Source organism: Lactonifactor sp. BIOML-A5, from assembly GCF_009677585.1.
Taxonomy (GTDB): Bacteria; Bacillota; Clostridia; order Lachnospirales; family Lachnospiraceae; genus Lactonifactor.
The window spans coordinates 42,275-64,297 of sequence record NZ_WKYV01000022.1 but is presented as its reverse complement, the minus strand read 5'-3'; the positions used below and the strand labels follow the sequence as shown (position 1 = coordinate 64,297).

The window sequence follows — 22,023 nt, the reverse complement described above, 5'->3', positions numbered from 1 at the left end:
GAGAAGGGAACTGTTGGCTAATATGAAAGGTATATACAAAAGGGGACTGGCGGTCCTGTTTCTGGCCTGTCTTCTGCTGGGGACAATGATGGTGCAGGCTGTCATTCAGGCGCAGTCTTACGGGCGGTTGATTAATTATGTGGGAATTGTCCGGGGGGCTACGCAGCGCCTGGTTAAGCTTGAACTGCAGAGGAAGGAAAGTAATGAGATTATACAGTATATAGATGGTATTATAGAAGAACTGGCAGGAGCGGAAGGACCCTATAATCTTCCGGCTCCACAAGATGAACAGTATCAGGAGGATCTTCAGGAGATGGAGCGCATGTGGAGCCAGGTGCAGGATCACATATACGCATACCGCTTGGGAGAAGAATCGGACGCAGAGGTGCTTGCGCTGAGTGAGGCATTTTTTGAGCAGGCTAACGACACAGTATTTTCTGCAGAAGAATATTCTGTCAGAAAAAATCGGACGCTGCTGGGTGTATGTGTCGCTCTGCTGGGGGTGGTAGCTGTTATCTGGCTGCTCATATTCTGGTCGGCTTCCAGGAAAATTCTTTTTTTGGAGAACACGAATAAAGAACTGAATGAACTGGCGCGGAAGGATCCAATGACAGGCGCTTACCAGATAGAGGCGTTCAAGGAAGAGGCACAGAAACTTCTGGATGCCGCTACGGGTAAAAAATATGCTTTGTTGTATACAGATTTTACAGATTTCAAATATATGAATGATGTGTTTGGCTATACGTATGGAGACAGTATCCTAAAGCAATACGGTGAAATTTTAGGTGAGAGCCTCAGGGAGGGGGAAATTTACGGGAGGGTTTCTGCAGACCATTTTGTGATATTAATGCATTATGAGGAAAAGGGAGAGGCAGCGGCCCGTCAGAGAAAAGCGGATCAGAGGATTATCAAGTTTATGCATAATTCCTATGATAAGCAGAGTGTTCCCACCTGCTGCGGCATCTGTTGTGCGGAGGACGCAATGGAAACCATGCTAATTGATAATCTGATTGACAAGGCAAATTTTGCGAGAAAGACCGTAAAAAATGGGACAAACCCCAATTATGTGTATTACAACGAGAGTATACGGATCCGGCTCCGGGAAGAAAAAAATGTAGAAACACGTATGCAGTCAGCTTTGGAGAATCATGAGTTTACAGTGTATTACCAGCCTAAGGTTGAACTCAAAACCGGGAGGATTGCCTGCGCGGAGGCCCTGGTCAGATGGAAAGCAAGTGACGGTGCTGTTATATCTCCTGATTATTTTATCCCTGTATTTGAGCGGAAGTTTTTAATTGGGCAGTTGGATCAGTATGTCTTTGAAGAAGTGTGCCGGTGGCTGAGATCTCTCCTGGATCAGGGGCGGGAAGCACTGCCTGTATCAGTAAACGTCTCCAGGCTGCAGTTTTATGATCAGGATTTTGTGGGCAGGTATGTGGAAATCCGAGACAAGTATCAGATTCCTCCCCGTCTGCTGGAGATAGAGTTCACAGAGTCTATGGTATTTGACAAGGAGGAACTGCTGATTCAGATTGTAAAACAGCTGAAGAAGGAAGGATTCTCCTGTTCCATAGACGATTTCGGAAAGGGGTATTCTTCTCTCAGCCTGCTTAAGAGTATTCCCATTGATGTATTGAAGATCGATCGATTGTTTTTTGTAGAGAGTGAGGATAAGGAAAAGGATGCTGCTGTCATCGAGGGGATTATAGACCTGGTGAAGCGGTTTCATATCCAAACAGTAGCTGAGGGGATTGAGACTTGGGAACAGGTGGAGTATCTGAAGCATATCGGATGTGACTTTGTGCAGGGCTATGTATATCACCGTCCTATGCCGGAAGCAGAATATGAAAGACTTTTGGAGCAACAGCAGTAATCGCATAGGTAACGGTCTGACTGAGAGGAGGATGTAAATGCTGAAAAAAATTACGGTAAAAAATATACTGCTGCTTGCTCTAAGCTGTATTATCTGCAGTATAGCAGTAAACTGGGTAGCGCTCCCCAATGGGTTTGTAGTGACAGGCATCACTGGACTTGCTATGACAGTTTCTGAGTTTACGGGGATTCATTATGCGCTGATTAACTATGTGATGGTAGGCGTGGTACTGATCGTTACATGGGTGAAAATGGATAAGGAAGAAGTATCCAGTATTCTTTTTCTGTCGGTCCTCTACCCGGCGGTCCTGTGGGTGATGAGCTATTTTTCCGTACCTGTAATATTTGAGGATAAACTGATTGCGGTTGCTTTTTTTGGCGTCCTGCTGGGTATTGGGACAGGAATTGCCTTTCGCCTGGGATTTTCCTTCGGAGGAACAGATACCATTGGGAAGATTCTAAAGCACACTGCTCTAAAACAGATCCCCCTGAAAACCATATTGCTGTTGGTAGACGGGACGATTCTGCTGATTATGCTTACTGCCTTCAGCCTTGACGCAGTGGCATACGCATTTGTGGGCCAGCTGATCTATGTGAACAGTATGAATTTTGTGCTTTTTAATATGGGTCCCAAGCTGTATGAGATTCAGCTGATCTGCAACGCTCCTCACAGTATTGAGCAGTTCATCATAGAGGATATTCGGAAAAGTGTTACCATTCACCAGGTGGTAGGAGGATATACAAAAGAGACGAAGACGCAGATTGACTGTGTCTGTACCTCAAAGGAATACGTGAAGCTGAGGGAATTTGTAAAGAAGGAAGAGATTGACTGCTTTATGAAAGTCTTCCCTTTGATGCATGTGTTCGGACAGGACAAAGACTTTTTGAAAATCAAGCAGGAGATCATAGAGTAAAAAACTGCTCTGTACATAAATTGGAGGAACTCAGGCGAGGAGAAGAAACTTGGACCATCTGCCGCCTGAATTCCCCGGGTTTTAGTGAAAATGTACAGAAATTTCGGGGAGAAAATTGTTAAATATGCAGAATATACAAAAAAGAGTTTACAAAGTAAGGATTTGATGCTAGACTTATATCAACGGATAAATTTAACCGATTTATTTTTTTATCTAACTATATGTAGGATGTTGGATGTAGAATAAAGAATGAAGTATATAAGAGAATGTCATTAAAGTATTAGTTTAATTATAGAGTTTCCATGTCGTAAAGGTAACTCTGCCTCACAATCCGGTCTATATCATACGCGGTTTCTTCTGCAATCAGATAGTTGAGGAGTTCCCAGTGAGCTGCCTTGAAATTTTCCTGTTTTCCTTCTTTTATAATCCTGGTTACCGTATCCAGGCGCAGCTTTTCTGTAAGTTTTCGCACGGTTGTATTCATACTGTCTATGAGTGGGCTCTGACAGACAGAAGAGATGGATTCGTGAAAGAGATTGTCTGCCTGGAATACCGCCTGTACACTGTGAGGCTTTTCTTCAAAGGATTCTGCCAGACAGTGATACTGACGGATCAATTCCTCTCTGCTGTTCGGGGTAAGCTTTTGCTTTGCCAGTTTCATCAGGCCAATTTCTATCAATTCTCTCAGTTCCATCAGCGCAAGCTGAGAAGAGCTGCTGCTGCTCAAGATCACCCCGTAGAGCAAGGGATTCAGCATAATTCCTGAAAAGCCTTGTTTAACAAAGGTTCCCTCTGCTCTTCGTATCTCAAGCACGCCGTAGGAAATAAGCATTTTTATGGCCTCACGTATGGAATTACGCCCTACGCCGAGAAGTTCCATCAGCTCGGTTTCTGTGGGAATCTTATCCCCGGGTTTCAACTGGCCATGGATAATTGCGTTTGTCAGCGCATCTATAATCTGCTCTACTATAGAACTGCTTTTAATCTTGCTGAAGGTGAGAGCCTGCATAAGCAGTTAGTCCATGTGAGAGCCGCCGTTAATGTCAATTTCTTCACCAGTGATATAAGATGCTTCCCTGGACGCAAGGAATACAATGGCATTAGCGACTTCCTGGGTTTCCCCCGGACGTCCCATAGGGATTCCGTCGATGACTTTATCGGCATCCTCCTTGGGTAGGGATTTCCAGATTTCAGTATTAATCAGGCCGGGGCATACACAATTGGTGGTTATGCCATACTGAGAAATTTCTCTTGCCAGGTTTTTAGAGAATCCCAGCACAGCAGCTTTAGAGGCCGAATAGTGAGCTCCCCCGAAGATACCGCCGCCTCTTTTTCCGGATACGGAAGAAAGTGATACAATCCTTCCGTATCCGGCTTTTTTCATGGGCTCCAGTACAGCCTGTGTACAGAGGAAGAGGCCAAACATGTTTACATTAAAGATTCTTTTAATATCATCCAGCATCATATCTTCTACTGTAACTTTTTGGGAGACGCCTGCATTATTGATGAGAACATCTATTCTGCCGTATTTATCCACAATAGTTGAAACCATATTGTCAACAGACTCTTTTTCTGTGATATTTACGGGGATGCCGAAAGCTTTGCCGCCCAGAGATGTAATATAATCTACTGTTTCCTGAATCCCTGCTTCATTAATATCAGCGATAACAACAGTGGCCCCCTGTCCGGCAAAGGTGGCAGCGATGGTTCTGCCGATACCTTTTGGTGATCCGCTTCCAGTTACAATAACAACTTGCCCTTCAAATTCTAACATGATTTTTCCTCCTTTTTATTTGAGCATTGATTTTGCGGTGTCTACAATACGCTCCGTGGTGATGCCGTTTAATTCCAGGAGACGCTCATAAGGCGCTGACTGACCGAACTGATCCTGAATTCCGATTCGCTTCACATGTCCTATTCCTTCTTCCGCAGCGACCTCACAGACGGCGCTTCCCAGACCATTTAAGATATTATGGTCCTCCACGGTAATGATTCTGCCGATTTTGCGGAGACAATCAAGCACAGCTTCGTTGTCTAAAGGTTTAATGGTATGCATATCCAAAACCTTTGTACGGATCCCACAAGAAATCAGCTTTTCCTCTGCCTCCAGAGCCAGGCGGACGGTGTCACCGTTGGCAATTATGGCGATATCTTCTCCTTCTCTGAGAGTTACTGCCCTGCCAATTTCAAACTCCTGATTCTCATCGTAGATAACAGGGATGGCATCTCTGGTAAAACGCAGGTAAACCGGGCCGGAAATTTCGGCAGCCTTTGCCACCAGCTTTTTAGCGGCATAATAGTCCGCAGGCATTACTACGGTCATATTGGGAATTGTCCTCAGGACGCCCATATCTTCAATGCTTTGATGGCTGGCTCCGTCATTGGCCGGTGTCACTCCTCCGTGGGAGCAGGCAATTTTTACATTTAGTTTAGGATAGCAGATTTCCTGGCGTATCTGTTCGCACATGCGAAGAGATCCAAAAACGGCATAAGTCACTACGAAGGGGATTTTTCCTGCAGTCGCAAGACCTGCGCTGACACCCGGGCCATTCTGTTCTGCGATGCCTACATTCAGATACTGCTCCGGCAGCTCTTTGGCAAAGGCCCCGGTCTTGCAGGACTTTCCAATATCTATGTCCACCACGCAGATATCCTTATTATTTCTTCCAAGTTCTACAATGGCTTCCCCAAAGCCATCTCTTGTAGCAATCTTCGTTCCTTCCATCAGATATCCCCCCTTTCAAGCTCTTCCATTGCCTGTGCGTACTGCTGTTCATTCGGCGCCGCACCATGCCACCCCAGCTGATTCTCCATAAAAGATACGCCCTTGCCCTTTACCGTATGTGCATTAATGAATTTGGGCTTATTCGTTTTGCCTGCCCGTATTTCGTCCAGTGTGCAGAGGATCTCATCCATGTCATGACCGTTAATTTCATAAACTTCATAGCCGAAATCTTTTAATTTTTGGCTCATATCCAGAAGAGGCATGATTTCGTCCGTGGTGCCGTCCAGCTGAAGTCCGTTATTATCAAGAATAACAATAAGGTTATTCAACTGATATCTGTTCGCACACATGACGGCTTCCCAGATCTGCCCTTCATCGGACTCTCCGTCACCTATCATTGCAAATACCCGGTAGTCTTTGTGATTCATTTTTCCGGCAATGGCCATGCCCACTGCACAGGACAGCCCCTGTCCTAGAGACCCGGTGGAAATATCGATGCCGGGGCATCTCTTCATATCGGGATGTCCCTGAAGGATGGATCCTTCTTTGCGCAGCGTATGCAGTTCTTTCTCAGGGAAGAACCCAAGAGTCCCAAGAGCCGCATATTGTATGGGGCATACATGGCCTTTGGAGAGGACAAAACGGTCTCTGTCTTCCCACTTAGGATTGTTAGGATCCAGATTCATCTCCCGGAAGTAGAGCGCGGTCACAAGATCCGCGGCTGAAAAGGCACCTCCCGGATGGCCGGATTGGGCTTCATATATCATAGTAAGGGCTGTTTTCCGCAGCTCTTTTGCCTGTTGTTTTAGTTCCTCAGTACCAATATTTTTCATAGTAGCCTCCTAATCATCATCTGTAGAACGTAGGATATATTTGGGCAGAGTATTGCTACTCTGTGATGAGTGCAATAGCTCTGGCGGGAGCGCCTCCGCAGCCCTCCATTTTCAGCGGCAGCAGTACAAAATCCCAGCGGGGATATTCCAGCAGTTCCTCTGGAAGGAAAAGTTCCTCGCCCAGCCATATTTCATTTCCTAAGAGCAGTTCATGCTGCATCAGGCCCTCCCCTGCTTTTGGGCCGCCGATACTCATAGAGTCAATTGCAATACCTTTTACTTTTTTATCAAAGAGCCACTGCGCTCCATCCTCGCCCAGATATGGCCAGAAGTCGCAGTACTCTGAGCTCCAGTCTCTTTTATAGCCCCATCCTGTGCACAAAAGAACAATATCCCCCTCTTTGATAATATCTTCGTAAGGTTTTAGGTGTTCAGCACCGATAGCAGTATGAGCATCAATTCCAAACAAATCGACGACTACAGCTTCCCCTATGTATTGTTCAACAGGCGTCTGTGCCACTGTTTTTCCCTGGGGAAAGTGGTGGAAGGGCGCGTCTACATGCGTTGAGGTATGTGTATTCATGTAAATGCGCTCGGATGTGTAGCCATCTTTGGGCTTCAGTGTCTCATAATTAATAGAAGTCAGCTCATAGGGCATATAGCCGGGATTGTTGTGATAAAAAGTCTGGGACAAGTCTAATAGTTTTTTGATTTTCATAAAAAACCTCCATTTCTGAAATTATTTTCTGGTTTTTCTGGTGGTAATGCTGCCGATTAAAACTGCAACGATAATGACTACACCAGTAACTGTTCCGCTCCAAAATGTATTAATCCCCATAAGGTTAATACCATTGTTAATACCAGTGCTGATCAAGGCACCAATTAATACACCAAAGGCAGAGCCCAATCCCCCGGACAGGCTGGCACCTCCGATTACTGTAGCGGCGATGGCGTTCAGTTCCATGCCTGTTCCTGCAGTACATTCCACTGTGAGAAGATAGGACGCATTTAAAAGTGCTGCGAGTCCGCAGAGGATGCCACATACGGAGTAGCAGATAACTTTTACCGCCACTACAGGGATACCTACCAGGCGTGCGGCCTCCTCATTGCTGCCAGTTGCATAAATCCAGCGCCCCAGCATAGTCTTCCGCAGGACAAACTGCAGAAGAATAACAGCAATCAGCATATAGGTAATATAATTGGGCAGTCCGAACAGAAAGCTTCCTCTGTCAAAAGCCGCAAAGGATGTGTGGTTGCTGATCGTCTGGGAATTGCCCCCTGCTACTATAAAGGTAAGGCTGGAAGCAGCCCCCTGCATAGCCAGTGTAACAATAAATGGGGCCATCTTTACCTTTGCCACAAAGAATCCGTTAAATAAGCCGCAGAGCAGGCCTACTCCCAACCCTGCAATTATTCCTGCTGCAATTCCAAATTTAATCATGCAGAGGGTGGCAACCATTCCGGCAAAGGAAAAGATAGACCCAACGGATAAGTCGATTCCTCCTGTAATGACAACCAGCAATTGGCCAAGAGATATAATAAATAAGGGTGCGCAAGCCTGAAGCACATTTTTCAGGTTACGGGCGGTCAGGGCTGTACCAGTAGCAAAATGCAGAATAATAAATAGTATAATTAACACCAAAAACATACCAATTTCAAGCTTATATGCTTTTGCCGTCTGGGCCAGACCTCCTGAAGATGAGGGGGCATTTGCCTGATTTTGAGCCTTATCTGTTTTATTCATAAATTAATCAGCCTCCTTTATATTTGGAACTTCGGATGAAGAGGTAATGCACTGCATCATATAATCCTCATTGATGTCATCGCCGTACAGAATCCGTTCCGGCCTGCCGTCCTTTAAGATAAGTACCTTGTGGCACAAGGTGACAAGCTCTGCAAGTTCTGAGGAAACGACAATGACACCGGCATGACTTTCTCTGGCAGCAGATTTAATTAGCTGGTAAATATCCTGTTTGGTGTGGACATCTACCCCCCTTGTGGGTTCATCCAGCAAGAATATGGTGGGTTTGTGGATAAACCAACGGCCGAACAGAAGTTTTTGCTGATTCCCCCCACTAAGTGAATTAGGCGCTTCCATAATAGATGGAACTTTAATTTTTAGTGCCTGTACAATGTTCTTTAGGTAGGAATTTTCTTTTTTTGTGCGTATCAGCCTTTGCTTGCTGTATACACGGTGGGGCATGAGGAGTGTTTCGGGGATTGGCAGTGTCGGAAACAATCCACTTTCAGCTCTGTCTTCTCCGATGTAGGCAATGTTTTTATCTAATGCTGCCTGAGGAGATTTGGGCATATACCCTTCACCTCGAAGTTTCAAGCGAATATGGGGATTTTTCTGGGCTCCCCAGACAGCGCGCAGAAGGGAACTCCGGCCGGAACCTGCTAAACCTGCCAGACCCACAATCTCGCCCTCCTTAATGGAACAGGAGATGTCGCTGTTTTCCCATTCTATATTCAGTAATTCATCGTTTTTATTTATTTCTTTGTAATCATCTATGGAAACCGCTTCTTCCATAACCAGCGTACGCCCGATCATGTCCCTGATAATATCAGCATCACTTTTTTCTGACATGAGAGCTCCCTCAGTGACGGTTTGTCCGTCTCTGGATATGGTTATACGGTCACAGATTTCACGGATCTCATTCATACGGTGAGAGACGAAGATGATACCAAGTCCCTGAGCGGACAATTTTCGTATAATCTGGAACAGACTTTGGGTCTCTCCAAAATTCAGAGATGAGGTTGGCTCGTCAAACAGAATAATTTTAGCCCCCATGCTTACTGCCCGGGCAATCTCTATCATCTGCATCTGATCTGCCCGGAGTGTAGATACTTCATCTCTCAGTCTGATGTTGGCTGCTGCCTCGCCAAGAGTGAGGAGTGCTTCCCGGGCAATTTTATCGGATTCCTTCCAGTCATAAAAGCCATTTTTATTAATATCCGGATTGCAGAGGGATATATTTTCAGAAACTGTCAGGTGGGGAACTAAGGAAAGTTCCTGATACACCACTGCTATACCTTTTTCCATGGCATCTTTCGGAGATTTAAAGCGAATCTCCCTGCTGTTTAGAATGATCTGGCCGTCATTGGGCATCTTTGAACCGCCAATGATCCCTATAATGGTTGATTTCCCGGCTCCGTTACCGCCCATCAGAGCATGGATTTCCCCGGGGTAGATGGAGAGAGAGGCACCGTTGAGCGCTTTTGTCCCCCCGTATATCTTAACAATGTTATGCATTTCCAGAAGGGGAGTTTTTCCATGTCCCATGTTGAGACCTCCTTTCTTTGTCCGCGCAAAGCCTCATGAGAGAACTTTGCACGGAGGTTTGCTATAATTTTAATAAGAGCCGGCTGATTCCGGATAAACCAGACGAAGGATTTCCTGAATTTCAGGATCATCAACATTTTCTGTGGTAACTAACGGTTCCGGAAGAGGAATATCCTTTTCTTCAATCGCTTCACCCTTGATCGCTTTGAATAACTGCTGTGCTGCTACTAGCCCCTGGCCGACGGCTTCCTGTACCACAATGCCGTCAATTTTACCCTCTCTTAAAAGTGCAATAGATTCCGGACTTCCGTCAGAGGATACCACGGATATCTTACCTGTTAATCCTGCTGTCTCTAAGGCCAGAACAGCACCGGTGCCAGCCTGCTCATACATGCCATAAATCCCTTTGATATCCGGATGAGCGGTCAGAAGGTCGGTTGCTTCTGAGGTTGCCTCGCTTACTGTTAGGTCAGGCGTCTGGATAACCTGTACGATTTCTACGCTGGCCTCTTCACAGGCCTTTTCAAGTCCTGCCATCTTGTTCTGCGCATTGGTACGGTCCATGGGAAGCGCCAGAACGCCGATGCTGTTTCCGCCAAGCTCTTTTACACGCTCACACAGATATTTGCCGTTATCGTACCCTGATGTGTAGTCATCAGCCGTAACACAGCAGGCGTAGTTGGTTACTCCTTCCTCTGCGCCGATAGCCGCAATGGTTACCGGAATGTTTGCTTCCTCTGCGGGATCAAGCACGGTAGGACAGCTGGTGGAGCTTACCGGACTTAGAATAATGCCGTCAACGTTCTGGGTGATTGCAGTGTTAACATTAGAAGCCTGAGTTGTGGTGGAATTCTGTGCATCGTAGGTTACGAATTCAACCCCTTCTTCCTCACAAGCCTGTTTTACTCCCTCTTCTACCCACTGCCAATAAAGAATATCTTTTGACGGTGCAAGATATACAATTTTCTTGCCCTCCAGGCTGCCGCCTGCTGTTTCTTTGTCTCCGGAATCCTTTGTTTCTGCGGTGTCTGTCTTCGCGGATGTGTCTGCAGCTTCTTCTTTCTTATCACCGCACGCTGCCATAGAAACTACCAAACCTAATGTTAATAAAATACTTAATACCTTTTTCATGTAAAATCCTCCTTAATTGTTTTAATAGTCTTTTTCCCCCTGTGCGTTGCCGTCGTAACCTCCCTTCTTTTGTGGTTTCCTATGCATTTTGATGCATTATTTATCATTAAACTAATACTTTAATGATAATTTTAAATTTTAATTGAAATTATCGGTAAAAAGCGGCATGACTTTTTGAGTCATGCCGCTTTTTATGCCAGTTACAGGTAGCCAAACCGCAGTTTTTTCATCTCAGCCTTCTTTTGATCCGGGAGAACATGGGAATACAAATCCATGGTGGTGGAAAAGTTCTGATGTCCGAGGATGGACTGGAGAACCTTCGGTGCCATGCCAGATTCCATACACCTTGTAGAAAAAGTATGCCGTAAGGAGTGAGGGGTCATAGGGGGAAAGGGGATCCCTGCCTTTTCATTTATGTATGCTACAATCTTATTAATATCTGCATTTAGCACGCCGTGGCAGAGAGGCTTTCCGGACTTTGAGGGAAAGACCAGCTCATCCATATCTTCCAGCTGGGGACGTTCGTTTGCCTGGCTTTCAGGGTGGGGCTGTTTATTCTGCAAGTCTTCTAACAGCTCTATGGCCTTCGGCAAAAGGGGGATTTTTCTATAACTGCTTGCAGTTTTGGGAGAGTCCCTAAAGCAGCCCTGCTGTTTGGTATATTTTATGGTGCCGGTAACCATCAGGGAAGCATTGGGAAGGTCTACGTCGCACCATCTGAGTGCCCTCAGCTCACCTACCCGCATGCCGGTTAAAAGGGCCAGAGAGTAGACGGGAAAATAAGGGCTTTTCCGGGCATAACTTAGAAAAATTTCCTGTTCTGTTCTGGAAAGTGCCTGTTGACGGGGCGCGGAGTGCTGCCGGGGCAGTTCGATCTTCTGCACTGGATTATGTTGCAGGAGATTCAGTCTGCAGGCCTGCTTAAACAGGCTGTTCAAAAGCGTATAACACAAATGAACAGTATTATTGGAATAACCGGACTGCCTTAAATCATAGAAGAGCTGCTGCAGATTGTAAGGGGAAATATTGGCCAGCTTCATCTGACCAAGGGAGGGAGATAGATAATTGACATAATAGTTATGATAGGTATCCACAGTCCCCTGTTTTACGGAAAGAGACTTATATTTATTCAGCCACAGGTCAAACCAGAAGTCAAGAGAAGGGGTACTTCCCATACCCGGGGCGCCGTGCTCTATTTCATATCTGGTATTGCGCAGCTTTTCGGTTACTCCTGTAAGGGTCCTGTGATACACGGCATAGCGTTTGCCCTGATAAGTAAATCTGCCCTGATAGGACTTATTAGGCAGCTGTATAATTCCCCGCCCCAATTCTCTTCCTTTTTGATCTTTTCCCATTTCTTAAAACCTCCTATATAATTTGTGCCATCTATATGCCAATTTGTTATTGATGGGACGTATGGCATATGCTTTTATCAGTATATAATTTTTGGTCTCCAAGGGAAATATATGGATAAAAAAATTCGGAGAATTCTGTTGACTTAACGGAAAAACATGTAATAATTAAGGGAGAATTGCGGACTGCCTGGCAGAGGGTATTTGCTGCATAAGAGTTTGGAGGAATGAGTATGGATAAAAATGACTGTAAATATAAAAAATATATAGAATTGCTGAAAAAGGAGCTTGTGCCTGCTATGGGATGTACGGAGCCCATTGCCATAGCCTATGGAGCGGCCAAGGCCAGAGAGGTTCTGGGGGGGCTGCCTACTTATACTAAGATTGCTGTGAGTAGAAATATTGTTAAGAATGTAAAAAGTGTGGTCATTCCCAACACCAACGGATTAAAGGGAATAGACGCAGCAGCGGCAGCGGGGATAGTCGCCGGCGAGGCGGATAAGGAACTGGAAGTGATATCCGCAGTTCCCGAGGATAAGAAGGGGGAGATAAAGGAGTATCTGGAGGCAAACTCAATTGAGGTAGAGACCGAGGAGGGGGATCTCCTGTTCGATATACAGATTGAGATGTGTAAAGGGGAGGAGCAGGTAAAGCTAAGAATTACCAGATCTCATACGAATATTGTCTATATTGAAAAAAATGGGAAAGTTCTGCTGGAGAGCAGCTGCGGGGAGGCAAAGGAAAAGGAAGATGGTGTAGATCTGCTGACAGTGAAGGATATCGTAGACTTTGCGGAGTGTGCTGATTTAGAAGATCTTGCAGCTTATATAGAACCACAGATACAGTGCAATTATGCCATAGCCCGGGAGGGTATCCGGGGAACCTACGGAGCAAATATCGGAAAGGTACTGCTGAATTCCCAGGAGAATACGGTGCAGAATCGGGCGAAAGCTATGGCGGCGGCAGGTTCTGATGCCCGGATGAGCGGGTGTGAGCTCCCGGTGGTGATTCTTACAGGCAGTGGAAATCAGGGGATAGCAGCAGCAGTTCCTGTTATTGTCTACGGAGAAGAGATGGGGAGCAGCAGGGAGGAGCTTATCAGGGCGGTGGCCGTCTCGGACCTGATTACGATCCACCAGCGATCCAGGATTGGTAAGCTTTCTGCATACTGCGGCGCTGTAAATGCGGGGTGTGCCAGCGGTGCAGGCATAGCCTATCTTCAGGGAGGCAGGTTTCCGGAAATTGCTCACACGATTGTAAACTCTCTGGCTGTTGTTTCAGGAATGATCTGCGATGGGGCGAAACCATCCTGTGCAGCTAAGATTGCTATTTCTGTTGAAGCTGGTATCTTGGGATACCTTATGTACCAGCAGGGACAGGAGTTCAGAGGGGGAGACGGAATTGTGACAAAAGGGGTTGACGAGACTATTTACAATGTAGGGCAGCTGGGGAAAGATGGAATGAGGGAGACAGATAAAAAGATTGTAGATATTATGATGGGATGTGTCTCAAAGGAGTAAATTTCGCAACGATGCTGTTTGACATTTCCTCTTTCCTGTGATAAAGTAATAATAACTTAATAGAGATCTTCAGGGCAGGGTTCGTTTCCCTACCGGTGGTATAGCCCACGAGCCGCAAGGCATGATTCGGTGCAACTCCGAAGCCGACAGTAAAGTCTGGATGAAAGAAGATAACACATAACGATCGGACGGTGCAGCTAATGCTGTGCAGGTCTGAATTTCTTGTGATGGTTCAGCTCTGAAATGTTTATCATTTCAGAGCTTTTTACATGTGGGAAAACAAAACAGTGTACTGTTGTGTGCCGTTTATCTGATGGAGCGTTATGGAGTGTGCTGTGCCCTGAATATTTTTATTCAGGGCATTTTTGTGATTGGTCTAGAAGAAAGGAGGCGCAGTACAATTGACAGAGGATGAGAAGTATATGCAGGCAGCACTGGAGCTGGCAAAGAAGGGTGCCGGATTTGTGAATCCAAACCCTATGGTTGGGGCAGTGATTGTTAAGGGTGGCAGAATCATAGGCCAGGGCTTTCACGAGAGGTACGGGGGCCCTCATGCAGAGCGCACAGCACTGGCATCCTGCAGAGAGTCGCCGGAGGGCGCAGTCATGTATGTGACATTGGAACCATGCTGCCACTACGGAAAGACTCCGCCCTGCACAGAGGCTATACTGGAGAGCAGGATACGAAGAGTGGTGGCGGGGTGTGAGGATCCCAATCCTAAGGTGGCAGGAAAAGGGCTTCGCTGTCTCAGAAACGGGGGCGTGGAGGTAGATCTTGGAATACTGGAAAAGGAATGCATTTCTCTCAATGAAGTATTTTTTCATTATATCCGAAAGCAGATGCCTTTTGTGGTTATGAAATATGCAATGACAATGGATGGCAAAATTGCCACACGGACCGGTGCGTCTAAGTGGATCACCAGGGATGCTGCCAGAAGGAGAGTACATGAGGACCGGCACCGCTGTGCTGCGGTTATGGCTGGAAGCGGGACTGTGGCAGCAGATGATCCTATGCTTACCTGCCGCCTGCCGGGAAGGAGAAACCCAGTGAGAATTATATGCGATTCACGGCTGAGGATTCCATTGGGCTCCCAGGTGGTCACTACAGCCAGTGAGGTACCTACGTGGATTGCCACCGCAAGCACGGACCAGGAGCGGTGGAAAAGATATCAGGAAGGGGGATGCAGAATCATTTATGCAGAGAGCGGTATACAGGGGCACCTGGAACTAAAAGAGCTGATGAGGAAACTGTACCAGGAGAAAATCGACAGCATTCTTCTGGAAGGAGGAGGTACCCTTAATTTTTCGGCGCTCCAGTCAGGGATTGTAAATAAACTGCAGGTATATCTTGCACCGAAGATTTTTGGGGGGATCAGTGCAAAAACTCCTGTAGAGGGACTGGGGGTTGCTGTGCCAGGGGATGCGTATATCCTTACCAACTCCAGGATTGAGACCCTGGGAGAGGATTTTCTGATAGAGAGTGAGGTGGAATACGGTGTTCACAGGGATAATTGAGGAGATAGGAGTGATTGCCGGTATAACCAGAGGGAAAAAGTCTTCTGTGCTGCAGATAAAAGGAGAAAAAATATTCGGGGATCTGCGGCAGGGGGACAGTGTAGCGGTAAATGGAGTGTGTCTGACTGCCGCCAAAATCCAGGGAAATACGTTTTATGCGGATGTCATGTGTGAAACTTTAAATCGTTCTTCTCTGGGAAGCCTTCAGACAGGCGGCAGAGTGAATCTGGAACGGGCGATGGCCGCAGACGGAAGATTCGGGGGGCATATAGTATCCGGTCACATTGACGGGACTGGCAGGATTCTGGAGGTAAACAGGGACGACAATGCTGTCTGGTACCGGGTGGGGGCACCGGAGCAGATTATGAAGTATATTGTAGAAAAAGGCTCAGTTGCCATTGACGGAATCAGTCTTACGATAGCCAGAGCAGGAAAACAGGATTTCAGTGTTTCTGTCATTCCCCATACTGCGTCTCATACGGTACTGTGGGAGAGATCCCCAGGAAGTACCGTGAATCTGGAGAACGATGTGATAGGGAAATACGTAGAAAAGCTGATGGGAACGGAGCGGGTGAAGAAAGATACCAATGGGGTAACGATGGAGCTCCTTTGGAAGGCAGGATATTAATTGATAGATGAGGAGGACATAAAATGGGTCAGTACAGCACGATAGAGGAAGCTCTTTTTGAGCTTCAAAAAGGAAGAATAATTATTGTTACAGATGATGAGGACAGAGAAAATGAGGGAGATTTTATCTGCGCCGCTGAGTTTGCCACCACAGAGAATGTTAACTTTATGGCTAAGTATGGGAAAGGGCTGATCTGCATGCCCATGGGGGAGGAGATTTGCAGAAGACTGGAGCTGCCTCAGATGGTAGTGAAGAATACAGATAACCACGAGACTGCATTTACGGTTTCCATTGACCATATATCTACAGGAACCGGGATTTCTGCTGAGGAACGTTCTGTTACGGCTATGAAGTGTGTGGAAAAGGAGGCAGGGCCGGAAGACTTTCGGCGTCCCGGGCATATGTTTCCCCTTCTGGCCAGAAAAAATGGAGTTCTGGAACGGGGCGGCCATACAGAGGCTACAGTAGATCTCATGCGGATTGCAGGGCTTGAGGCATGTGGACTTTGCTGCGAGATTATGAGAGATGACGGAACTATGATGCGGGGAAAGGAACTGGAGGAGCTTGCAGAGCAATGGGATCTCAAGCTGATTACCATCAAAGCCCTTCAGGAGTACAGAAAGAAATATGAGAAGCTGGTTGACCGGGTAACATGTGCCCATATGCCTACGAAATACGGAGATTTCCAGATTTATGGGTATGTGAACAAGCTAAACGGGGAACATCATGTGGCCCTGGTGAAGGGAGAGATAGGAGATGGAAGGAATCTGCTGTGCAGAGTTCACTCAGAATGTCTGACAGGGGATGCCTTTGGTTCTTCCCGGTGTGACTGCGGCCAGCAGCTGGCAGCCGCCTTTGCCAGAATAGAGCGGGAGAGCCGTGGCGTTCTTCTGTACATGCGGCAGGAAGGGAGGGGAATCGGCCTCATTAATAAATTAAAGGCCTATGAGCTGCAGGAACAGGGGATGGATACGGTACAGGCGAATCTGGCGCTGGGATTCAAAGAGGATCTCAGGGAATATTATATCGGAGCGCAGATTCTAAGGGATCTGGGTGCCAGAACCTTAAGGCTGCTGACAAACAATCCTCAGAAAGTTTATGAGCTGGGAGACTATGGCATGGAAATTGTGGAAAGGGTACCGCTTCAGATGAAGGCTACGGCCCATGATATCGTTTATCTGCGCACTAAACAGGAGAAAATGGGGCATATACTCAATTATTAAGGATAGGGGATATGGGATTAATGGGAAATGTAAATAAGATGAAAATGGAGGAGACAGATAAGTTATGAGAGTGTATGAAGGAAAACTGGTTTCTGAAAAAATAAGGGTGGGGATGGTTGCTGCCCGTTTTAATGAATTTATTGTATCAAAACTAATTGAAGGTGCTGTGGATGGACTGCGGCGTCATGGGGTTGAAGATGACTGCATTGACCTGGCCTGGGTGCCTGGAGCATTTGAGATACCTCTGATTGCCTCTCAGATGGCAAAAAGCGGAAAATATGACGCAGTGATCTGCCTGGGTGCGGTGATCAGAGGAAGCACTTCCCATTATGACTACGTGTGCAGTGAAGTATCAAAAGGAATTGCCCAGGTATCTCTGAAAAGCGATATTCCTGTGATGTTTGGGGTGCTAACCACAGATACTATAGAGCAAGCGATCGAAAGGGCAGGAACAAAAGCGGGAAATAAGGGATTTGACTGTGCGGCCGGGGCAATTGAGATGGTAAATCTGATGCAGGAAATACAGGGATAACCGTATGAATCTTTTGTTTGATTACGACGGGACCCTTCATGACTGTGCCAGAATCTATATACCTGCTTTTCGGGAGGTGTACCGCCGGATGACAGAGGCCGGACTTACCCCTTACCGGGAATGGAAAGACACAGAGATTATAAAATGGCTGGGATACAGCCCCCGGGATATGTGGAATGCCTTTCTGCCTTCGCTATCTGACAGGGCAAAAGAGACATACAGCGAAGCCATTGGAACCTTCATGGAAGAACAGACAGCTTCAGGAAAGGCACATTTGTATCCGGGTGCGGAAGTAATGCTGGAAGAACTTAAAAAAGAAGGGCATGCTCTGCTGCTCCTCAGTAACTGCAAAACTGCGTATTTGGAACAACACAGAAAAATATTTCAGCTGGACAGATATTTTACAGGATATTATCCTGCAGAAGCGTATGGATATCAGAAAAAATGGAAGATATTTCCCTTAATAAAAAAGAAACATCCGGGAGCCTATGTTGTAATAGGAGATCGGTTTCAAGATATGGAGATAGGGGCGAGATGGGGGATTCCGGCAATTGGCTGTACGTATGGGTATGGAAAACAGGAAGAACTGAGGAAAGCGAATGGGATAGCGGGAAGTATAGAGGAGGTAAAACAGCAGATAGATAGAATTGGGGACAGGGCTGGGTGAAAAAGGGACACCCTGAATCCATTTTGGGACGTGTTCTTTCTGGAAAGAACACGTCCCCTTTTTACTTTAAAGTAATGGTATCCCATGTGCCTCGGCATAATCTAAGGTTTTTCGGGGCCAGATGGAGGCCTGCACTTCTCCGATGTGGACCTTACGCAGGAAGAACATACAGATACGGGACTGCCCGATTCCCCCTCCTACGGTGTAGGGCAGCTTTCCCTCCAGGACGGCTTTCTGGAATGGAAGGCTGGCCCGTTCTGGACATCCTGCTTTTTCCAGCTGTCTGAGGAGTGCAGCCTCATCTACCCGTATTCCCATGGAGGAGAGTTCCAGGGCAATATCAAGAACCGGATAGTAGACAATGATATCTCCGTTAAGGCTCCAGTCGTCATAGTCTGGTGCCCGGCCGTCGTGCTTTTCACCGGATGCCAGGATGTCACCGATCTGCATGATAAACACAGCCCCATATTCTTTTGCGATTTTATATTCTCGTTCCTTGGGGGTGCAGCCCGGATATTTATCCTCTAATTCCTGGGAGGTGATAAAGAAGATGTCTTTTGGCAGTATTTCTTCTATGTAGTCGTATTGAATGGCCATATATTTCTCTGTTTTTTTAAATACTTTGTAAACCGTTGCCACGATCTCTTTCAGCTTTTGTTCTGTGCGCTCTTCTTTAGAGAGAATCTTTTCCCAGTCCCACTGGTCCACGTAGAGGGAATGAATATTGTCTGTATCCTCATCCCGGCGTATAGCGTTCATATCTGTATACAGGCCTTCACCGTAGGAAAAACCGTATTTGTAAAGAGCATAACGCTTCCACTTTGCCAGGGAATGAACGATCTCTGCCGGGGAATCCTCCTGTTCTCTGATGCCGAAGGATACCGGGCGCTCAAACCCGTTCAGATTATCGTTCAGGCCGGATTCGGGGGTTACGATCAGGGGTGCGGAAACTCTCAGCAGATTCAGGCGCTGGATCAGTGTCTGCTGAAAAAAGTCTTTGACAGTTTTAATTCCTATCTGGGTATCGTACAGACTAAGCTGGGGGGTATATCCCTCTGGTATAATAAATGATTCCATATTTATTCTCCCTTTTTGGTGTTGGTTAAAATATATATTCTCTAATTCTTTATAATATAACAAAACCCCCTTAATGTACAACATAAAATTAAAAAAGCAGCTGGTAGAACGCCTGAGAAAAGAGAATGCTGACAGTTACATTGGCTTTAAATTTTTATTGAGCCTCTCTACCATCCATGCCAGACGTTTGGCACGTCCCCTATCTGTCTTTGCGTCAAGGTAGGCACGGGTATATGTTTTCTTTACGGATAAGGGCATGGACAAAAAGTTAGAATATGCAGGTTCGTAATCTTTTAATATAGCGGATAAAGATGAAATCTGATCTTCTGTAACAGCTGGGGCTTTGGGAGCATCCCATTGTCCGTTTTTCTTTGCCTCGTCTATTTTTGCCCTGCCGTAGTCGGTCATTTTTCCCTGATATTCAAGCTTTTGGGCCAGTTCTTTGTTTTTTTCAGACCATTTACTGTTTTCCCTGCGCAGGGAGAAATATTTTTTATAGGTTTTATCATCAATACTTTTCATCTGCCCATCTATCCAGCCAAAACAAAGGGCTTCTTCCAGCGCTTCACTTGCCTTAAGTGTTTTCGGCCCCCCTGCTTTGCCAAATAGAAGCCAGATACCTGTGTCTGACAGACTGTGCTGCTGCAGCCAATTTCTAAATTCTTCCCGATTGCAAAACTCCATTGTTTCGTTAATAGGACAGACCTCCTTTTGCCTATGGTTGAAAGGCTGATATCTCGATTACAGTTACTTGTCTTCGGACTTTAGTTTATGTCCGTATTCTACCATGTACTGGCTCCTTCGTCTATCAAAGGAAAAAAATTAGATAAAAATCTAAAAAACACCTTGCAATGTACTTTTAAGTGTGCTACTATCAATATCATAAATTTTGAAAATGCAAAGAAAGAGACTCTGTTCTCTGAAACTTGACAGGAATTCGGCGTCACCGACTGAGAGCGCTGATGGAGGGAAGGAGACAATAGGGAACACTCTGGAGCAGACCGGTTGAAACAGTAGTAGGTCGGTACGTGGCACGCGTTAAGTGCAGAGTGACAGGAGCACAGCAATAGCAGCTCTCCTGTAACGCGGGTGGTACCGCGGGAGCAAAGAGATCCCGTCCCGGAATATCTAAGGATATTCCGGGATTTTTTTGTTATATAGGAAACTTCATTCCCTATGTAACAAAAAACCCTCCGGGGGATCACACTGCGACAGCCCACCGCAGGCGGAGATTGCGCTTTCGCGCAATCTTCCATATATACCCATACTTTGTTCTTTTTCAAAATTATTAGGTGGCAGCCATGGAAACAAGAGTCATACGGTGAAGAACGTGCACATCTTCCCGGATTCAGGATGAAATGTAAAGGAGAGAAAACTATGGAATTTTTAAAAGGTGTCAAAGAGCCGGAAACATTAGAAATTTGCCAGTTACTTCAGGAGGGAATGGAAGGTAATCAGGTAAAAGTGAATGGCAATGTACACACCATCCGGAATATGGGAAATGTTGCATTTATTATTTTGAGAAAACGGGAAGGTCTGGTACAATGTATTTATGAGCAGGAGACCTCGGAATTTGATATCAAAGAAGTTAAAGAGGGGGCGGCTGTAGAGATATGCGGAGTTCTGAAAAAGTCAGGGAAAGCTCCAAACGGCATTGAGATAGAGGCCAGGGGCCTGAAAATCTTAAGCGAGCCTGCTGAGACAATGCCGCTGGCTATATCTAAATGGAAGATGAACACATCCCTGGAAGCAAAATTAAATTACCGTCCCATTGCCCTGCGCAATATCAGAGAACGGGCAAAGTTTAAGATACAGGAAGGTGTGGTCAGAGGGTTCCGCGATTTCCTGTATCAGCAGGGCTTTACTGAGATTCATACACCCAAGATAGGTGCAAAGGGAGCAGAGGGAGGAGCCAATATCTTTAAGCTGGATTATTTCCATCGTCCTGCAGTGCTGGAACAGAGCCCTCAGCTGTATAAACAGATGATGGTAGGTGTTTTTGACAGGGTTTTTGAAACCGGGCCGGTATTTCGGGCAGAGAAGCATAATACAAAACGTCATCTGAATGAGTATACGAGCCTGGATCTGGAATTTGGGTTTATCCAGGGATTTGAGGACGTCATGGCTATGGAGATAGGATTTCTCCAGTATACCATGGAGCTTTTGAAAAAAGAGTACTCCAGAGAGCTTCAGATATTGGATATCATGCTCCCGAAGGTGGATGAGATTCCGGCAGTCCGCTTTGACAAAGCAAAAGAGCTGGCAGCAGAAAAATACGGTCGTAAGATCCGCAATCCATTTGATTTGGAGCCTGAGGAAGAGGTACTGATCAGCCAGTATTTTAAAGAGGAATATGACGCAGATTTTGTGTTTGTGACCCATTATCCTTCAAAGAAAAGACCTTTTTATGCCATGGATGATCCGGAGGACAGGAGATTTACTCTGAGCTTTGACCTTTTGTTCAGAGGGCTTGAGATTACCACCGGAGGGCAGAGAATCCATGACTACCGGATGCTCACTGAAAAGTTAGCTGCCAGGGGAATGACGGAGGAAGGGCTGGAGCAGTATCTGGATACCTTTAAACACGGTATGCCGCCCCACGGTGGGCTGGGAATCGGACTGGAGCGCCTTACGATGAAGATCATCGGAGAAGACAATGTGCGTGAAACTACACTTTTTCCGAGAGATTTGTCAAGATTGGAACCGTAACAGGGGCGGAGCTGCCGCCCCAAAAAGAGCCGGGGAGGCA

At 46.2% G+C, this 22,023-nt stretch carries 20 protein-coding genes and 1 riboswitch; of the genes, 9 read left to right on the top strand and 11 right to left on the bottom strand.

Going from position 1 to position 22,023, the window contains the following annotated elements:
• The first annotated feature begins 22 nt into the window (after positions 1–22).
• Both GKG41_RS16425 and GKG41_RS16420 read left to right on the top strand, forming a co-directional pair.
• Entirely contained in the window at positions 23–1,873 is a 1,851-nt protein-coding gene (locus GKG41_RS16425) for a GGDEF domain-containing phosphodiesterase (protein WP_154260745.1), read from the top strand.
• 37 nt (positions 1,874–1,910) lie between these two features.
• A complete protein-coding gene (locus tag GKG41_RS16420) occupies positions 1,911–2,786 on the top strand; it encodes a YitT family protein (protein WP_226903868.1) in 876 nt (291 codons plus the stop codon).
• 289 nt (positions 2,787–3,075) lie between these two features.
• On the opposite strand, the gene GKG41_RS16415 is transcribed toward GKG41_RS16420, so the two are convergent.
• From GKG41_RS16415 to GKG41_RS16375, 9 genes are all read right to left on the bottom strand, one after another.
• Positions 3,076–3,795, bottom strand: coding sequence for a GntR family transcriptional regulator (locus tag GKG41_RS16415; protein WP_154260618.1), 720 nt, complete (start codon positions 3,793–3,795; stop codon positions 3,076–3,078).
• 6 nt (positions 3,796–3,801) lie between these two features.
• Positions 3,802–4,560, bottom strand: coding sequence for an SDR family NAD(P)-dependent oxidoreductase (locus GKG41_RS16410; RefSeq protein ID WP_154260616.1), 759 nt, complete (start codon positions 4,558–4,560; stop codon positions 3,802–3,804).
• A 15-nt stretch (positions 4,561–4,575) separates the two neighbouring features.
• Positions 4,576–5,511, bottom strand: coding sequence for a transketolase C-terminal domain-containing protein (locus GKG41_RS16405; protein WP_154260614.1), 936 nt, complete (start codon positions 5,509–5,511; stop codon positions 4,576–4,578).
• Positions 5,511–6,344, bottom strand: a complete 834-nt coding sequence (locus tag GKG41_RS16400; protein WP_154260612.1) for a transketolase — start codon at positions 6,342–6,344, stop codon at positions 5,511–5,513. The genes GKG41_RS16405 and GKG41_RS16400 overlap by 1 nt, the downstream gene beginning before the upstream one ends.
• 55 nt (positions 6,345–6,399) lie before the next feature.
• Entirely contained in the window at positions 6,400–7,062 is a 663-nt protein-coding gene (locus GKG41_RS16395; RefSeq protein WP_154260610.1) for a cyclase family protein, read from the bottom strand.
• Between the two features lie 21 nt (positions 7,063–7,083).
• Positions 7,084–8,088, bottom strand: a complete 1,005-nt coding sequence (locus GKG41_RS16390; RefSeq protein ID WP_154260608.1) for an ABC transporter permease — start codon at positions 8,086–8,088, stop codon at positions 7,084–7,086.
• Between the two features lie 3 nt (positions 8,089–8,091).
• The gene (locus tag GKG41_RS16385; protein WP_154260606.1) at positions 8,092–9,630 is read right to left on the bottom strand and encodes a sugar ABC transporter ATP-binding protein; all 1,539 of its coding nucleotides are present in this window, start codon (positions 9,628–9,630) and stop codon (positions 8,092–8,094) included.
• Positions 9,631–9,699: 69 nt separating this feature from the next.
• Complete coding sequence (locus GKG41_RS16380; RefSeq protein ID WP_154260604.1) at positions 9,700–10,761, bottom strand: substrate-binding domain-containing protein; 1,062 nt, start codon at positions 10,759–10,761, stop codon at positions 9,700–9,702.
• A 200-nt stretch (positions 10,762–10,961) separates the two neighbouring features.
• On the bottom strand, positions 10,962–12,116 hold the full coding sequence (locus tag GKG41_RS16375) for a site-specific integrase (protein ID WP_154260602.1): 1,155 nt from the start codon (positions 12,114–12,116) through the stop codon (positions 10,962–10,964).
• 224 nt (positions 12,117–12,340) lie between these two features.
• On the opposite strand from GKG41_RS16375, the gene GKG41_RS16370 reads away from it, so the two are divergent.
• From GKG41_RS16370 to GKG41_RS16345, 6 genes are all read left to right on the top strand, one after another.
• Positions 12,341–13,633 carry an L-serine ammonia-lyase, iron-sulfur-dependent, subunit alpha gene (locus GKG41_RS16370; protein ID WP_173015630.1) on the top strand — a complete coding sequence of 431 codons (1,293 nt, stop codon included), beginning with the start codon at positions 12,341–12,343 and terminating at the stop codon, positions 13,631–13,633.
• Between the two features lie 61 nt (positions 13,634–13,694).
• Positions 13,695–13,809, top strand: a riboswitch (FMN riboswitch).
• A gap of 246 nt (positions 13,810–14,055) precedes the next feature.
• Entirely contained in the window at positions 14,056–15,147 is a 1,092-nt protein-coding gene (gene ribD, locus GKG41_RS16365) for a bifunctional diaminohydroxyphosphoribosylaminopyrimidine deaminase/5-amino-6-(5-phosphoribosylamino)uracil reductase RibD (RefSeq protein WP_154260741.1), read from the top strand.
• Positions 15,128–15,775: a riboflavin synthase gene (locus GKG41_RS16360; RefSeq protein ID WP_226903860.1), complete on the top strand. Its 648-nt coding sequence runs from the start codon at positions 15,128–15,130 to the stop codon at positions 15,773–15,775. Before ribD ends, GKG41_RS16360 begins: the two co-directional genes overlap by 20 nt.
• A gap of 23 nt (positions 15,776–15,798) precedes the next feature.
• Positions 15,799–16,998 (top strand): bifunctional 3,4-dihydroxy-2-butanone-4-phosphate synthase/GTP cyclohydrolase II, encoded by a 1,200-nt coding sequence (locus tag GKG41_RS16355; protein ID WP_154260598.1) that lies wholly within the window; start codon positions 15,799–15,801, stop codon positions 16,996–16,998.
• Between the two features lie 64 nt (positions 16,999–17,062).
• On the top strand, positions 17,063–17,530 hold the full coding sequence (gene ribE, locus GKG41_RS16350; RefSeq protein WP_154260596.1) for a 6,7-dimethyl-8-ribityllumazine synthase: 468 nt from the start codon (positions 17,063–17,065) through the stop codon (positions 17,528–17,530).
• 4 nt (positions 17,531–17,534) lie between these two features.
• Positions 17,535–18,197, top strand: coding sequence for an HAD hydrolase-like protein (locus GKG41_RS16345; protein ID WP_154260594.1), 663 nt, complete (start codon positions 17,535–17,537; stop codon positions 18,195–18,197).
• 66 nt (positions 18,198–18,263) lie between these two features.
• On the opposite strand, the gene asnA is transcribed toward GKG41_RS16345, so the two are convergent.
• Positions 18,264–19,274, bottom strand: coding sequence for an aspartate--ammonia ligase (gene asnA, locus GKG41_RS16340; RefSeq protein ID WP_154260592.1), 1,011 nt, complete (start codon positions 19,272–19,274; stop codon positions 18,264–18,266).
• Between the two features lie 135 nt (positions 19,275–19,409).
• On the bottom strand, positions 19,410–19,970 hold the full coding sequence (locus GKG41_RS16335) for a YdeI/OmpD-associated family protein (protein WP_256282105.1): 561 nt from the start codon (positions 19,968–19,970) through the stop codon (positions 19,410–19,412).
• A 681-nt stretch (positions 19,971–20,651) separates the two neighbouring features.
• On the opposite strand from GKG41_RS16335, the gene aspS reads away from it, so the two are divergent.
• On the top strand, positions 20,652–21,983 hold the full coding sequence (gene aspS, locus GKG41_RS16330; RefSeq protein WP_154260589.1) for an aspartate--tRNA(Asn) ligase: 1,332 nt from the start codon (positions 20,652–20,654) through the stop codon (positions 21,981–21,983).
• Positions 21,984–22,023: the final 40 nt, after the last annotated feature.